Annotated in this window: 13 protein-coding genes and 1 tRNA gene; 10 read left to right on the forward strand and 4 right to left on the reverse strand. The window is 66.4% G+C overall.

Annotated elements, in window-relative coordinates; translation table 11 throughout:
• Positions 1-47: 47 nt before the first annotated feature.
• From ACJJV6_RS04535 to aroQ, 3 genes are all read left to right on the forward strand, one after another.
• The gene (locus ACJJV6_RS04535) at positions 48-2,240 is read left to right on the forward strand and encodes an alpha-galactosidase (protein ID WP_407710039.1); all 2,193 of its coding nucleotides are present in this window, start codon (positions 48-50) and stop codon (positions 2,238-2,240) included.
• Between the two features lie 79 nt (positions 2,241-2,319).
• Complete coding sequence (galE, locus tag ACJJV6_RS04540) at positions 2,320-3,333, forward strand: UDP-glucose 4-epimerase GalE (RefSeq protein ID WP_407710040.1); 1,014 nt, start codon at positions 2,320-2,322, stop codon at positions 3,331-3,333.
• Positions 3,334-3,419: 86 nt separating this feature from the next.
• Positions 3,420-3,881, forward strand: a complete 462-nt coding sequence (aroQ, locus tag ACJJV6_RS04545) for a type II 3-dehydroquinate dehydratase (RefSeq protein WP_407710041.1) — start codon at positions 3,420-3,422, stop codon at positions 3,879-3,881.
• A gap of 21 nt (positions 3,882-3,902) precedes the next feature.
• Here aroQ and ACJJV6_RS04550 read toward each other — a convergent pair whose 3' ends face one another.
• The gene (locus ACJJV6_RS04550; protein ID WP_407710042.1) at positions 3,903-5,087 is read right to left on the reverse strand and encodes a MarP family serine protease; all 1,185 of its coding nucleotides are present in this window, start codon (positions 5,085-5,087) and stop codon (positions 3,903-3,905) included.
• Positions 5,088-5,273: 186 nt separating this feature from the next.
• Here ACJJV6_RS04550 and ACJJV6_RS04555 point away from each other — a divergent pair, with 186 nt between their 5' ends.
• On the forward strand, positions 5,274-5,951 hold the full coding sequence (locus ACJJV6_RS04555) for a Crp/Fnr family transcriptional regulator (protein WP_009359192.1): 678 nt from the start codon (positions 5,274-5,276) through the stop codon (positions 5,949-5,951).
• 209 nt (positions 5,952-6,160) lie between these two features.
• Positions 6,161-6,439 carry a GIY-YIG nuclease family protein gene (locus ACJJV6_RS04560; RefSeq protein ID WP_407710467.1) on the forward strand — a complete coding sequence of 93 codons (279 nt, stop codon included), beginning with the start codon at positions 6,161-6,163 and terminating at the stop codon, positions 6,437-6,439.
• Positions 6,440-6,828: 389 nt separating this feature from the next.
• On the opposite strand, the gene ACJJV6_RS04565 is transcribed toward ACJJV6_RS04560, so the two are convergent.
• From ACJJV6_RS04565 to ACJJV6_RS04575, 3 genes are read right to left on the reverse strand one after another with little or no spacing between them, the layout of a single operon-like run.
• Positions 6,829-7,740, reverse strand: coding sequence for an NUDIX hydrolase (locus ACJJV6_RS04565; RefSeq protein WP_407710043.1), 912 nt, complete (start codon positions 7,738-7,740; stop codon positions 6,829-6,831).
• A gap of 15 nt (positions 7,741-7,755) precedes the next feature.
• Positions 7,756-8,289, reverse strand: coding sequence for a RidA family protein (locus ACJJV6_RS04570; protein ID WP_407710044.1), 534 nt, complete (start codon positions 8,287-8,289; stop codon positions 7,756-7,758).
• A 1-nt stretch (position 8,290) separates the two neighbouring features.
• On the reverse strand, positions 8,291-8,446 hold the full coding sequence (locus ACJJV6_RS04575) for a DUF4177 domain-containing protein (RefSeq protein WP_009359196.1): 156 nt from the start codon (positions 8,444-8,446) through the stop codon (positions 8,291-8,293).
• Positions 8,447-8,483: 37 nt separating this feature from the next.
• On the opposite strand from ACJJV6_RS04575, the gene ACJJV6_RS04580 reads away from it, so the two are divergent.
• From ACJJV6_RS04580 to ACJJV6_RS04600, 5 genes are all read left to right on the forward strand, one after another.
• Positions 8,484-10,802, forward strand: a complete 2,319-nt coding sequence (locus ACJJV6_RS04580; protein ID WP_407710045.1) for a transglycosylase domain-containing protein — start codon at positions 8,484-8,486, stop codon at positions 10,800-10,802.
• Positions 10,799-11,743, forward strand: coding sequence for a metallophosphoesterase (locus tag ACJJV6_RS04585; RefSeq protein WP_009359198.1), 945 nt, complete (start codon positions 10,799-10,801; stop codon positions 11,741-11,743). The genes ACJJV6_RS04580 and ACJJV6_RS04585 overlap by 4 nt, the downstream gene beginning before the upstream one ends.
• Before the next feature lie 159 nt (positions 11,744-11,902).
• Positions 11,903-13,711, forward strand: a complete 1,809-nt coding sequence (locus ACJJV6_RS04590) for an ABC transporter ATP-binding protein (RefSeq protein WP_407710046.1) — start codon at positions 11,903-11,905, stop codon at positions 13,709-13,711.
• A complete protein-coding gene (locus tag ACJJV6_RS04595) occupies positions 13,708-15,534 on the forward strand; it encodes an ABC transporter ATP-binding protein (RefSeq protein WP_407710047.1) in 1,827 nt (608 codons plus the stop codon). Before ACJJV6_RS04590 ends, ACJJV6_RS04595 begins: the two co-directional genes overlap by 4 nt.
• Before the next feature lie 79 nt (positions 15,535-15,613).
• A tRNA-Pro gene (locus ACJJV6_RS04600) sits at positions 15,614-15,690 on the forward strand.
• The last annotated feature ends 123 nt before the right edge of the window (positions 15,691-15,813 follow it).

Genomic DNA, 15,813 nt, shown 5'->3' on the forward strand with positions numbered 1-15,813 from the left:
AGGCGTCCCCCGGACGCCGCAGCACAGCAACGAAAGAGACTTCCCTTATGGATCCCCTGCACCTCCGTTCCGCCGGCACCAGCCTGGTGATCAGCTTCGACAGCGGGGAGGCTGAGGTCATCCACTGGGGCGCGGACCTGGGCGCCACGCTGCCGGACCTGGCCATCCTCACCGCACCCGTCCCGCACTCGGCCATCGACGCCCGCGTCCCCGCCGGCCTGCTGCCCCAGGCCTCCTCATCCTGGCGCGGCCGGCCGGGGCTGCGCGGCCACCGGATCACCGACGGCGCCGCCGGACTCGACTTCTCCTCCCGCCTCCGCACCACGTCGGTGACGGCTGACGGCACCAGCGCCACAATCATCCAGGCCGACGGCGACACAGGCATCAGCGTCGAATCCTCGCTGACGCTTCACGACGGCGGCCTGCTGGAACTGCGCCACACCGTCATCAATGACGGCACTGCCCCCTTCCAGGTGGACGAACTGGCAACCGTCCTGCCGGTGGCGCCGGACGCCGTCGAACTCCTGGACCTGACCGGCCGCTGGTGCCGGGAACGGCACCCGCAGCGCCGGCCCATCCAGCAGGGCACCTGGGTCCGCACCGGCCGGCACGGCCGGACCGGACACGATTCCTCCCTCCTGTTTGCCGCCGGAACCGCCGGCTTCGGCAACCGTCACGGAAAAGTGTGGGCAACGCACCTGGCCTGGAGCGGCAACCACGAACAGTTCGCGGATACCCTCGGCGACGGCCGCACCATGATCGGCGGCTCAGAGCTCCTGGGTCCTGCCGAGGTCATCCTCGCCCCGGGCGGCAGCTACACCACCCCAGCCCTGTTCGCGGCCTACTCAGACCGCGGCCTGGACGGCATCACCGAGGCGTTCTACAGCTGGTTCCGGGCCCGGCCGCACCACGTGCTGCCTGCCGCCGCCACCGGCCTGCCTGCCGGAAAGGCGCGCCCCGTGGTGCTCAACACCTGGGAGGCCGTGTACTTCGACCACAACCTGGAGACCCTGATCGAGCTGGCTGATTCCGCGGCGGACCTGGGCGTGGAACGCTTCGTGCTCGACGACGGCTGGTTCCGCGGCCGCCGCGACGACCATGCGGGCCTGGGCGACTGGTACGTGGACGAAACCCTGTGGCCCAACGGGCTCACCCCGCTCATCGATGCCGTCACATCCCGCGGCATGGAATTCGGCCTGTGGGTGGAACCGGAGATGGTCAACCTTGACTCGGACGTCGCCCGGGCACATCCGGACTGGATCGTGGGCCCGTCCGCCCTGGCACACAAGGACGGCGGCCGGCTGCCCCTGGAGTGGCGCAACCAGCACGTCATCGACCTGGTGAACCCCGAGGCCTGGCAGTACATCTACGACCGCATCGACGCGCTCCTGGCCGGCAACAACATCAGCTACCTGAAGTGGGACCAGAACCGCGACCTGCTGGAGCACGGCCACGGGGGACGCTCATCCGTCCACGAACAGACCCTGGCCGCCTACCGGCTGTTCGACGAGCTCCGCAAGGCGCATCCCGGCGTCGAAATTGAATCCTGCTCCTCCGGTGGGGCGCGCGTGGACCTGGGCATCCTGGAACGGACGGACCGGATCTGGGGGTCGGACTGCAACGACGCCCTGGAGCGGCAGACCATCCAGCGCTGGACCGGCGCCGTGGTCCCGCCGGAACTGGTGGGCAGCCACATCGGGCCCACCGCATCCCACACCACCGCCCGCACCCATGACCTGTCCTTCCGCGCCATCACCGCGCTGTTCGGCCACTTCGGCATGGAGTGGGACGTCCGCGGCGTGCAGGGCAAGGACCGCGAGGAACTCCGGCGCCTGGTGGCCCTGTACAAGGAGCACCGGGACCTGATCCACAGCGGCCGCCGCGTACACGCGGACGTGGCCGACGACTCGCTGCTGCTGCACGGCGTGGTGGCCGGCTCCCCTGCCGCGGCAGGGACGACGGCGGCGGTGTTCGCCCTGGTGAGCACCCGCACCTCCGCGGCGGAGGCGCCGGGGCGGATTGGCATTCCCGGCCTGGATCCGGAGCGGACCTACCGGGTGCAGGCTGTCTTCCCCACCGCTGGCGACGCCGACTACAGCCACACGTTCACGCAAACCCAGCCGCCGGCCTGGCTCGCCGGGGGCGCGACCGCCGGCGGCAAGTTCCTGGCCGAGGTGGGACTCCCGATGCCCATCCTCAACCCGGAACACGCGCTGCTGCTGAAGTTCACGGCGCTCTAGCCTCCGCGGCTGCCCCGCCGGTCCGGTGCCCTCCAGCACTGGCCGGAGGGGCAGCCTTCGTCCAATCCAAGGAAAGTCCATGCGCATTCTGGTCACCGGGGGCACCGGTTACATCGGTTCCCACACTGTTCTGTCCCTGCAGGAAGCCGGCCATGACGTGGTGGTCATCGACAACCTGGCCAACTCCAGCGAAGAGTCCCTGCGCCGGGTGGCCGAACTCAGCGGCAAGGCCACCGAGTTCCACCACGTGGACCTGGTGGACGAAGCCGCCGTCGAACGCGTCTTCGCCGGCAGCGCCATCGACGCCGTCATCCACTTCGCCGGCCTCAAAGCCGTCGGCGAATCAGTCCAGGAACCGCTGAAGTACTACTACAACAACCTGGTCGGCACCCTGAACCTGATCCGCGTCATGGACCGGCACGACGTCCGCTCCATCGTCTTCAGCTCCTCCGCCACCGTCTACGGCGAACACAACCCCATCCCCTACGTCGAAAAAATGGAAATCGGCGCCAACAACCCCTACGGCCGCACCAAAGAACAAATCGAAGACATCCTCTCCGACCTCGGCGCCGCAGACCCCCGCTGGCACATAGCACTGCTGCGCTACTTCAACCCCGTCGGCGCCCACCCCTCGGGCCGGATCGGCGAAGACCCCCAGGGCATCCCCAACAACCTCGTCCCGTTCATCGCCCAGGTCGCCGTCGGCCGACGAGAAAAACTTCTGGTCTTCGGCGGCGACTACGACACCCCCGACGGGACCTGCCTGCGCGACTACATCCACGTCGTCGACCTCGCTCAAGGCCACGTCGCAGCCCTGGACCACGTCACAGCCCGCGCCGGCGTCTTCCGCTGGAACCTCGGCTCCGGCAAAGGCACCTCCGTCCTGGAAGTCCTGCACTCCTTCGAAAAAGCAGTCGGCAAACCCATCCCCTACGAAATCACCACCCGCCGCGCCGGAGACCTGCCCGCCTTCTGGGCAGACGCCACCTCCGCCCTCGCCGACCTCCACTGGTCCACCACCAAAACCATCGACGAAATGTGCGAATACCACTGGCGCTGGCAAAAAAACAACCCCAACGGCTACAACAACTGATCGGACCGGTGGTTGAGCCCGTCGAAGCCCTGCCCTCCTGCGTAAGAATGCACGCCCTGTACTTGGCGGGCGATAGATTGGCACCCATGACTGAAGCTTCCTCCGCCGATATCGGCCGCGGCACCATCCTGGTAATCAACGGCCCCAACCTCAACCTGCTGGGCACGCGGGAGCCGGAAAAGTACGGCACCTCCACCCTTACCGACGTGGAGGACCTGGCTGCGTCGGCAGCAAAGGCCCACGGCTTCGTGGTGGAGTGCGTGCAGTCAAACCATGAGGGCGTCCTTCTGGACACCATCCACGCCGCCCGCGGAAACGCCGCCGGCATCGTCATCAACGCCGGCGCCTTCACGCACACGTCCGTGGCGCTTCGCGACGCCCTCGCCGCCGTGCAGCTTCCGGCCGTCGAGGTGCACATCACCAACGTGCACCAGCGCGAGGAATTCCGGCACCACTCCTACCTGTCCCCCGTGTGCTCCGCCGTGATTGTCGGAGCAGGTGTCACCGGGTACCGGCTGGCCATCGACTACCTGGCCGAGGTCCTCTAGCCGGTCGGCTCCGGCGGGCCGTCATTTCTGGATGCACTGCCCCGACGAAACGGGTGCAGTCAGCGCGGGGGCCTGCGCAGCCACCGGGTTGAGGTCGTCCATGGTGATGGCGAACCCCATGTCCGTGTCCGACGTTGCCTTGGCGAAGATGACGCCGGCCACCGCACCCCCGGTAGTGAGCAGCGGTCCACCGGAGTTGCCCGGCTGCACGTCGCCGGCCAGCCGGTAGATCTCCTCAGGCGTGGCGTTGCCGCCGTAGATGTCAGGGACCAGCACGGTGGTGATGTCCTGCACGGTGGCAGGCTTGGACTGGAACGGTCCACCGTGGGGGTAGCCAGCGAACGCGGCCGGGCTGCCGCCGGGAAGGTCGGCGCTCAGGGGCAGCGGCTGCGCCGGCAGGTCCTCCACGGCCAGCACGGCGATGTCATGCTTGGTGTCAAAGTAGACAACCCGCCCCGGCATGGCGCCGCCGTCGGGCATTTCCACCACGGGCTGCGACACGCCCGCCACCACGTGGGCGTTGGTGACCACCCTGTCCTCGGAGACCACAAACCCCGAGCCGGTCTGGTTCTGGCCGCATTCGTAGGCGGTCCCGGCGATCCGAAGGACGGATTCTGCCGCCCGGTTGAGGGCAGGCGTGTCAGTGCTCCCGTTGGGCACCGGGACGACGGGCCCCTGTTCCAGCCCTTCGATGAGGGTGGGAATCCCGTTGCCGATCACCGCGGAGCGCAGCTCCGCCATGGTGGCCTTGACCGGCGTGGGGGTCAGCCCGTCGATGAAGCGGATGACCTTGGACTCGGCCAGCTGCTGGGACACCAGCGGGACACCCAGCGAACTGATGCTGAACGCCAGCATGGACATGACCAGCGCTGACACCACGACATTCACGGCGCCGCCAACCACCCGGTCCACGGCGCGCAGCGGCCGGATCCGCATGGCACCCCGGATCTGCCGCCCCACCATGGTTCCCAGGCCGTGTCCCAGGACCACAAGGACGACGGCGGCCGCCACGATGGCTGTGAGCCGCCAGCCGGAGTCCTCAACAAAGCCGCTGACGAGGGGTACGGCGAAGAATGCGGCGACGGCGCCGGCGGCGAAACCGGCGATGCCGCCTGCCGTGACCAGGAAGCCGTTACGCAGGCCGTAGACCAGGTAGGACAGCAGCGCCAGGATCAGGATCAGGTCCAGGACAGTCAAGCCGACCACGAAGGGCTCCTTATAAACAGTTGAAACCTCATTCTAATGGCGCACCCTGACAATCTTCTGGGGGCGGCTGCGGACGCAATGAGCCCGTCATCACGGCGGATCGGGTGCCAAGTTCGTCACAGAACCTTGAAAATTCTGAAACAATGGCAAAAGCGCCACAGCCGATACTTTTACTCAGGAGATTTCATGGACATCGAGGTACTGCGCCGAGCACCACTTTTCGCCACGCTTGACGACGACGCATTCCGGCTGCTGACGGACGAGCTCACCGAGGTGGACCTCTCCCGCGGCGCCTCGGTCTTCCGCGAGGGCGACCAGGGTGACCAGCTCTACTTCATCGTCTCCGGCAAGGTAAAGCTCGGCCGCACCTCCCCCGACGGCCGCGAATCCCTCCTCGCGATCCTGGGCCCGGGCGAACTGTTCGGCGAAATGGCCCTGTTTGACCCCTCCCCGCGCACCGCCACGGCCACCGCCGTCTCCGAAACGCGGCTGGCAGGCCTGAAGAACGAGAGCCTGAACAACCTGCTGCGCACCCGTCCCGAGGTTTCGGCCCAGCTGTTGCAGGCCCTGGCCCGCCGCCTGCGCCGCACCAACGACTCCCTCTCCGACCTCGTCTTCTCCGACGTTCCGGGCCGTGTTGCCAAGGCCCTGCTGGACCTGGCCGACCGCTTCGGCCGCCCCGCCACCGACGGCGTCCTGGTAGCCCACGAACTCACGCAGGAAGAGCTGGCCCAGCTGGTGGGCGCCTCCCGCGAAACCGTCAACAAGGCCCTCGCAGAATTCGTCCAGCGCGGCTGGCTCCGCCTGGAAGCCCGCGCCGTCGTCATCCTGGACATGCAGCGCCTCCGCCAGCGCTCCCGCTAGGCAAAACCAGTCAAAAGGCCGCCCTCCGGGGCGGCCTTTTCGCTTTTCCGGTGGTTGAGCCCGTCGAAACCCAACAGCCGCTGGTTGAGCCTCGTCGAAACCCAACAGCCCGGTGGTTGAGCCTGCAGTTGGCCCTTTCCACATATGACGACTCAACACTTTCGGGAAGAAAAAACCGGAAGAAGAATCGACACATGCCATTCGCTTACATGCTGCGCTGTTCCGACGGTTCTTACTACGTGGGCAGTACAACGAATCTGGAACTCCGACTCGCGCAACACCAAACAGGGGACGGTGCGGCCTATACGCGGCGCAGAAGGCCTGTGAAGCTTGTCTGGTTCGAGGAGTTCAGCCGTGTGGACCAGGCCTTCGCCCGGGAGAAACAAGTGCAGGGTTGGAGCCGCAGGAAACGGGAGGCATTGATCACCGGAGATCACCACGCCTTACCAACCCGATCCAAGGGCCCCAGCAGCCGGCGCCCCAGGTAGGGTTTCGACAAGCTCAACCACCGAAACCAGCCCCTACAGGGTTTCGACAAGCTCAACCACCGAAACCCAGCCCCTAGAGGGTTTCGACAAGCTCAACCACCGAACCCCACCGCTACAGGGTTTCGACAAGCTCAACCACCGAACCCCACCGCTACAGGGTTTCGACAAGCTCAACCACCGAATTAAAATGGGGGCTAGAGGTGCATGGCGGTGTCCGTGGCTGTGGTTGTCCTTTTGATCCTGCTTGGCCTGGCAGCCTTGGCTGCCATCGCTGGAACTTTTGCGCTTGTTATCCGTGACGGACGAGGCGAAATTCCGCCGGAACCCCCAGCCAAACCGTGGACTGCGGGGACACTCCCAAGCGTCCCCTACTCGCTGCTCCGGAAGATCTAGCGTTCGCGCTGAGGATCGCCAGGTGTGGTCTTGGCGGCTTCCACTTCGAGCAGCATTTTGCCGTCTTCCACCACCAGCGTGGGCTGGTACACGTGGGCCTTGCGCTTGTAGCTGAGGTAGGCGATGCAGCCGTTGGCCGTGGCCATTTTCTCGAGCATGATCTCGGATCCCGGCACCATCAGTTCGCCGAGGGTGCGGCCCACCGTGTTTTCCTGGCCCACTTCTTCACCGAGGATGGTGCTGTTCCGCTCCTCGATGGCCTTGGCCGCGTTCACCCACCGGCCCCATACGCCCTTGCCTTCCAGCAGCGTGGGCTCCTGGCCAAGGGGCACCGTGGCGGCGAAGTAGCGGGTGTCGAACCTGCGGTGGGCGAAGTCGGGGCTGCGCCAGTTGACGAGGGACTTCAGCAGGTCCGTCCGGAGGGAGAGCCCGCGCTTGTCCAGGACCTGCGCGAGCGTCTTTTCCTGCTCGGCCACGGCGATCCTGGCGCGCATCCATTCCGGGGTGGAGGTGGCTTCGACAGTGCTCGCATTGTCCGGGCCGGCCAGCAGCACGCCGGTCTCCTCGAAAAGTTCGCGGATGGCGCCCACTACGTGCCGGCGGGCCAGCCCGACGTCGTCCGTCCCCATCTGCTCGGCCCAATACTGCGGTGACGGGCCCAGCCAGCTGATGGGATCGTCGTCGGCGGCGTCCAGGGAACCGCCGGGGAACGCAAGGACCCCCAGCGGCGAGGAACCCGGCCGGTAGGCCAGCCAGGTTTCCAGGCCGGTGGGGGAATCCCGCAGCAGGACCACGGAGGAGGCAAAGCGCGCTGCGCGCGGGGTGCGTTCGCCGTGTTCGAGCCAGCTTTGCGCTGCCCCTTCAAGATCCTGGGGTAGTGCAAAGAGGCGTCGGGCGAGCTGTGGCAAGGGAAGCGACCGGTCCTAGCTGAATTCGGCGATCAGTTCGACTTCAACCGGCGAGTCGAGCGGAAGGACGGCAACGCCGACGGCGGAACGGGCGTGCTGGCCGGCGTCACCAAGGACGCGGCCCAGCAGTTCCGACGCGCCATTGATGACGGCCGGCTGCCCGGTGAAGGACGGGTCCGAGGAGACGAAGCCCACAACTTTGACGATGCGTGTGATCCGGTCCAGGTCGCCGATCACGCTCTTGACGGCGGCCAGTGCGTTCACGGCACACACGGCGGCGTAGCGCTGGGCGTCCTCGGGGGACACGGTGGGCTCATCCGCGGCACCCTCGGTGCCCGCCGAAACCTTGCCGGTAGCTTCGAGTTTGCCGTTAATAAAGGGCAGCTGCCCGGAGGTGTAAACGTGGTTGCCGGAGATGACGGCCGGGACGTAGGCGGCCACGGGGGCGGCCACCTGGGGAAGGGTCAATCCGAGTTCTGCGAGGCGCTGCTCCACGGCGGAAACGGGCTGTGTAGCCGCGCCGGACCGGGCTTCTGCGGGGGTGCTCATGCTACTGCTTCTCCCTCTTCAGGTAGGCAACAAGGCCGTTGCCGTCGGGGCCGGGGACAACCTGGACGAGCTCCCAGCCGTCCTCTCCCCACTGGTCCAGGATCTGCTTTGTGGCGTGAATAATGAGCGGAATCGTCGCGTACTCCCATTTGGTCATGAGAGAAAGACTAGTCCTTGCCGGTAAAGTGGAAAACATGGCGACTCGTAAGAACCCCTTATTCGATACTGCCACCACCCTCGGAAAGATCCTAGTTTTCCTTGGCGTGAGTGCGGTTTGCGGTGTCCTGGTAGCCGGCCTGCTTGTCCCGGCGGCCGCCGTTTCGGGCAGCGCAGCAAGCGGTTCCATCGAGTTCTTCGACACCCTTCCGGCGGAGCTCAAGGTTGACCCGCCAAACCAGACCACCAGGATCCTGGCGGCCGACGGCAGCGAGATCGCCAACGTCTACACAGAGAACCGCACCAAGGTTGCCCTGGACCAGATTTCACCGTTCGTGAAGGAAGCTGTCATCGCCGTCGAGGACAGCCGTTTTTATGAGCACGGCGGCGTGGACACCACCGGCATCCTTCGCGCGCTGGTCAGCACCGCGCGCGGCAACCGCCAGGGTGCCTCCACCATCACGCAGCAGTACGTGAACAACGTCCTGAACGCGAACCTCGCGGCCGAGGGCAACGAGGACCAGATCAAGCTCAACGGCGTGAACAAGGGCGTGGGCGACAAGCTCCGCGAAATGAAGCTCGCCATTGCCCTGGAAAAGGAATTCAGCAAGGAACAGATCCTTGAGGGCTACCTGAACATCGTGTTCTTCAACCGGGACGCCTACGGCATCGAGGCTGCCTCCCGGTTCTTCTTCAGCACCTCCGCCAAGGACCTCACGCTCCCCCAGGCCGCACTGCTGGCCGGGCTCGTGAACAGCCCGTCCGCTTTCGATCCCATCAACAACCCGGAGAGCTCCAAGCAGCGCCGCGACCTGGTGCTGGGACTCATGCTGGACCAGGGCAAGATCACCCAGGCGGACTACGACGCCGCGGTGGCTACCCCCGTGGAAACCAAGGTGACCCCGGCCCGCCAGGGCTGTGCCTACGCGTCCACGGCCCCGTACTTCTGTGACTACGTCCTGCACCTGCTGGAGAACAACCCGGCCTACGGCGCGGACCTCAAGGAGCGCCAGCGCCTCATCTACGGCGGCGGCCTGACCATCACCACCACCCTGGACCCGACAGCGCAGGCAGCAGCCCAGGAACAGGTCAACGCGTCCGCCGGCGCCAACCCGGACAAGTGGGGTGCTGCCATGGTTTCGGTGCAGCCCAACTCCGGCAAGATCATTTCGATGGCGCAGAACACCACCTTCCTGCCTGCCGAGGGCTCTTTCGACTCGCAGGTGAACTTCAACGTGGACAAGCTGGACAAGGACGGCAACGACCTCAACGGCCTCGGCGGCGCGCAGCCGGGCTCCACCATGAAGCCCTTCACATTTGCCGAGTGGCTCAACGAGGGCAAGTCGATGAACACCGTGGTGAATTCGGCGCAGCGTGTCTACCCGCTGAGCTTCCCCTGGCGCCACACCTGCGGCAAGGTCACCGGCGGCTACAGCACCGCGCAGAAGAACCAGGGCCTCGGCACAGCAGATGACCTGCAGAACGCCGAGCCGCAGTGGTACCGCCCGCTGTCCGTCCTTGAGGGCCTCTACAACTCCATCAACACCGTGACCTTCGCGTCGGCCGCCCAGCTGGACTTCTGCGGCATCCAAAAGATCGTGGACGCCACCGGCCTGCACGGCGGCCTCCCGGCTGAGGGGGATCCCAACCCGAAGATCAACATGTCACTCCTCGGCAACCTGCTGGGCTCCACCCAGACCTCCCCGCTGACAATGGCCAGCGCCTTCGCCACTTTCGCGAACGACGGCAAGTTCTGTGAGGCCATCGCCATCACCTCCGTCACCGACGCAACGGGCAAGCAGCTGCCGGCCCAGTCCACCAGCTGCCGCGATGCGATCAAGCCCGAGGTGGCGCGCGGCGTGAACTACGCGCTGCAGGAAGTCCTCAACCGCGGTTCCGGTTCGCTGATCCAGCCCCGGATCTCCACCCGGACCAGCTTCCCGATCGGCGCCAAGACCGGTACGTCCAACAACAACGGATCCACCTGGGTTGTCGGCCACACCACCGGGCTTGCCACTGCCGCCTGGTTCGGTGACGCCCTGGGTGCCCAGGACCGCCCGGGCCAGAACATCACTGTGAACGGGAAGTTCTACCAGGGCATTGACGGCTACATGATCGCGGGGCCGATGTTCTCCAACTTCATGTCCCGCATCGCCCCCGCCTACGGCACCGAGCCGTTCCCGGCGCCGCCGAGCAACCTGCTCAACGGCTCCACCCGCAGCACCACGCCAGCCACCACGGCGCCCCAGGCGAGCCAGGCGCCGGCCCCCGCGCCGACCACGCAGCCGACGCAGCAGCCCGCGCCCCAGCCCACCGGCAACGGGAATGGGAACACCGATGACAATGGCAAGCCATGACCCTGAATGACCTGGCCGGCCGCGCCCGTACTATCGGGCGCGGCTTTGCCGTCACCGCCGGAGCCGGAGCGGCCGCCGGGCTGGCCGCCGCCGGGTACGGGCTGTGGGAAAAGAACCAGTTCGTGCTGCGGGAAGAGACGCTGCAGATCCTGCCTCCCGGCCGGAACCCGTTCCGCATCCTCCACCTCAGCGATATCCATTTCGTCCCCGGGCAGAAGAAGAAGGCCGCCTGGCTGGAGTCGCTGGCCGGCCTAGAGCCGGACCTGGTGGTGAACACCGGAGACAACCTGAGCCACGCCAAGGCGGTGGATCCGCTCCTGGCGGCCCTGCGCCCGCTGCTTGAGTTTCCCGGCGTCTTCGTGCCCGGCTCCAACGACTACTTCGCGCCCAGCCTGAAGAACCCGGCCTCCTACCTGCTGGGCCCGTCCAAGGTTAAGCCCAAGCCCGTCGCCCTGGACTGGCCGCGGCTGCGGTCGGGCTTCGGGATGGCCGGCTGGATCGACCTGACCAACCGCCACCAGTCGGTGGTCCTCAACGGCATGCGCTTCGATTTCTCCGGCGTGGACGATCCCCACCTGAACCGCGAACGCTACGCGGGCTGGCCCCGGGGAACCATCAACCAGGACTCCAACGACCACCTCAAGGTCGCCGTGATCCATGCCCCCTACCAGCGCGTGCTTGACCACTTCACCGAAAGCGGGGCGGACCTCCTGCTCGCCGGCCACACCCACGGCGGCCAGATCTGCATCCCCGGCTACGGGGCGCTGGTGTCCAACTGCGACCTCCCCACCTGGCGCGCGAAGGGCCTGAACGACTGGTCCAGCAACGGAAGCACGACGCCGGTCAACGTCTCGGGCGGCATCGGCACCTCCCGCTTCGCCCCGGTCCGGATCGCCTGCAAACCCGAGGCAGTCCTGCTGACGCTTACTTCCCCTTCCTGAGCCGAGTTGCGGGAGGGCTGCCGGGCCGCCATCGATCACGGACTGTAATAAGTAAGCAAGCGTGGCATCGGGCCGCAAAACCCTGTGAATCGTCTCAGGCCATGGCATAAGGTAGTTGCTAAGGGAAACTACCTTCGATTCAGAGCTTGAGAAGCGGGCATGGCCAGGCAAACTCCATTCTTTCGATCCATCAGCCGTCTCTACCCCCATGTCCGCCCCATCATTCCCCGGCTGCTGCTGGGCCTTCTCTGCGCCCTCCTGGCCAGCGTGGTTGCCCTGGCCATTCCGCAGGTCCTGCGGGTCCTGATCAACGAATCCCTGAAGCCCGGTGGCGCCACGGAAGCAGTCTGGGTTTCCGCCGGGCTCATCCTGGTCCTCGGCGTGGCGGAGGCAGGTCTGGTGGCGCTCCGCCGCCAGTTCGTCATCAACCCGGCCACCACCGTGGAAACCCGGATGCGCGTGTCCTTGTACGGCCACCTGCAGGACCTGCCCGTGTCCTTCCATGACCGCTGGGGCTCGGGCCAGTTGTTGTCCCGCGCCATGACGGACCTGAACTTCCTGCGCCGGTGGATGGCATTCGGAGCCATCATGCTGGTGGTCACCACCCTGACCGTCATCATCGGCATTTCCGTCATGTTCGCCATGAGCTGGCAGCTGGCCCTGATCTTCCTGGCGGCCGCGGTGCCCATCATGGCCTACAGCTTCCGGTTCAGGACCCGCTTCAGCAAAGTCGCCCGCCGCAGCCAGGACCAGGCCGGCGACCTCGCCACCACGGTGGAGGAATCGGTCCACGGCATCCGCGTGCTCAAGGCCTTCGGCCGGAGCCGCGAAGCATTGGAAAACTTCAATGAGCAGGCCGAGGAACTCCGCCAGACCGAAATCCAGAAGGCCCGGCACCAGGCGACCTTCACCATGGTGGTCACGCTGCTGCCGGAGCTCGCCCTGGGCGCCGGACTGGTGGTGGGCGTGAGGCTCTGCGCCGGCGGGCAGCTGGACATCGGCGCGCTGGTGGCGTTCTTCGCAACCGCTGCCGTCATAGCCTCCCCCGTGGAGTTCTCCGGCATGCTGCTGGCCATGGCACTCACGGCCAAGACCGCCGTCGACCGCCATTACGAGGTGATGGACTCGGAGAACACCATCACCAGTCCGCCCGAACCGCGCGTGCCGGACAGACTGGAGGGTGCACTTCGCTTCAACAACGCATCTTTCGCCTTCGACAACGCCCGGGACAAGCCCATCCTCAAGGACATCAACCTCGAGGTCCGGCCCGGCGAAACCATGGCCCTGGTGGGGATCACGGGCAGCGGCAAGAGCGCCCTGATCCAACTGGTACCCCGGCTGTACGACGTCACCGCCGGCGCCATCACCATCGACGACGTGGACCTGCGCGCGTTCGACGTCGCGGAACTCCGGCGCATCGTGGGCGTGGCGTTCGAGGACACCACGCTGTTCTCCAGCTCCGTCAGGGACAACGTGCTGCTGGGCGCACGGGAGCGGACCGACGATGTCCTTGACGAAGCGCTGGACGTGGCGCAGGCGCATTTCGCGTACTCCCTCCCGGAGGGCGTGGACACCCTGATCGGCGAGGAGGGCCTCAGCCTCTCCGGCGGCCAGCGGCAGCGGATAGCACTGGCCCGCGCCATCGCCGCGCGGCCGCGGATCCTGGTCCTGGACGACCCCTTGTCCGCGCTGGACGTGCACACCGAGGAACTGGTGGAAACGCGCCTGCGGGAGGTCCTCAAGGACACCACCACCCTGATCGTGGCGCACCGGCCGTCCACCGTGGCGCTCGCCGACCGGGTGGCGCTGCTGGAGGAGGGCCGCATCACCGCCGTCGGAACACACACGGAACTGCTGGCAGACAACCACCACTACCGGTACGTCATCGCCAGCCTGGACCAGGAACCCCGGGACCTGGACTCGGGACTGTCGGACCTCGAGGACCATGCAGAGGAAGCCATCCGATGAGCACCGCCACCTTCGGCACCGCCAACGAGGACAACGCCAACCTCAGCAAGAGCGACAGCAGGGCCGTTCGGCGCCGGTCGCTCGCCCTGCTGCGCTCCCTGATCCGCCCGGTCCGGGCACGGTTCTGGCTGACCATTGCCACGGTGGTCCTCTCGCAGGCGGCCCGCGTGGCGGGCCCGGCACTCATCGCCTTCGGCATTGACCACGCGCTGCCCGCGCTGCGCGCCGGGGACAACCTTCCCCTGGTGCTCACCGGCGTCGCGTATCTCCTGGCGGCCATCGCGACGGCGGGACTCACCGCTTTGTACGTCACCTCCACGGCGAGGCTCAGCCAGTCGATGCTGCTGGACCTGCGCGTCAGGGTCTTTCGGCACACGCAGCGGCTGAGCCTGGAGTTCCACGAGAAGTACACCTCCGGACGGATCATCGCGCGGCAGACCTCCGACCTTGAGGCCCTCCGCGAACTCCTCGATTCCGGGGTGAGCTCGCTGGCTTCGGGCCTGCTGTTCATGGTGTTCACCGCCGTCACCGTTTTCGCCCTGGACTGGCGCAGCGGGCTGCTGGTGTTGGCCGCTGGCGTGCCCATGTTCTTCCTGGCCCGCTGGTACCAGAAGCACTCGCAGATCGCATTCCGGCAGTCGCGGGTGGTGTCCGCCCGGCTGATCGTGCACTTCGTGGAAACCATGACCGGCATCCGTGCCGTCAAGGCGTTCCGGAAGGAACGGGAGAACGCCGAACAGTACGGGCAGCTCGCCGAGGACTACCGGCAGGCCACCGTCCGCTCCATCAACCTCAACGGCATCTTCCAGCCCGGGCTGGTACTGATCGGCAACGTCTGCGTAGCCGTGGTCCTGCTCTTCGGCGGCTTCCGCGTCCTCGGCGGCGACCTCGCCGTAGGTGTGCTGCTTGCCCTGATCCTGTCCACCAAACGCTTCTTCCAGCCGGTGGACCAGATGGCCATGTTCTACAACTCCTTCCAGAGCGCCCAGGCTGCCCTCGAGAAAGTCTCGGGCCTGCTCGAAGAGGTGCCAACGGTCCGGCCGCCCAAAAATCCCGTGGCGCTCAAGGACGCCGCCGGCGAGATCGACTTCAGGGATGTGGAGTTCCGCTACGGCGACGGCCCAATCATCGTCCCCAGGATGAACCTGCATGTTCCTGCCGGGCAGACCGTCGCCCTGGTGGGCCAGACCGGCGCCGGAAAGTCCACCCTGGCCAAGCTGATTGCCCGCTTCTACGACGTCACATCGGGCTCGCTGACCCTCGACGGCGTGGACCTGCGGAACCTCAGCACCACAGACCTGCGGCGGAACATCGTGATGGTCACCCAGGAGGCCTTCCTCTTCAGCGGTTCCGTGGCGGACAACATCGCGCTCGGCCGGCCGGAAGCCACCCGCGCGGAGATCGAGGAAGCGGCCAAGGCGGTGGGCGCCCACGCGTTCATCACGGCCCTTCCCGAGGGCTACGACACCGATGTCAACAAGCGCGGCGGGCGGGTGTCCTCCGGGCAGCGCCAACTCATCAGCTTCGCCAGGGCTTTCCTGGCAAAGCCGGCGGTGCTGATCCTGGATGAAGCCACCTCGTCACTGGACATCCCCTCCGAGCGGCTGGTGCAGAACGGGCTGGCCCGGCTGCTCGCCGGTACCGGATCCGCCGGAAGGACGGCGCTGATCATTGCGCACCGGCTCTCCACCGTCGAGACAGCGGACCGGGTCCTGGTGGTTCACGACGGCCGCATCGTGGAGGACGGCAGCCCCGCCGACCTGATCGGCGGCGGGGGCAGGTTTGCCGAACTTCACGGAGCCTGGAAAGAGTCATTGGTCTAGTCACGGGAGTTCCGCCGGCCCGGATTTCACATCGGGGCCGGGCATCAGCTATCCTTGTAAAGTTGCTTTTGCAGCGGATCGGGATGTAGCGCAGCTTGGTAGCGCGCTTCGTTCGGGACGAAGAGGTCGCAGGTTCAAATCCTGTCATCCCGACCAAAAAGAAAAAAGAGGGTCTTCTCAGAAGGCCCTCTTTTTCGTTTCGTTACCTAGCACAATATTCCCGGTATGCAAGTCAAACAGCCCCTACGGCGGGCGGACACCGAATCGTCACTTCGCGCC

Source organism: Arthrobacter nitrophenolicus (genome assembly GCF_045833485.1).
Lineage (GTDB): Bacteria > Actinomycetota > Actinomycetes > Actinomycetales > Micrococcaceae > Arthrobacter > Arthrobacter nitrophenolicus.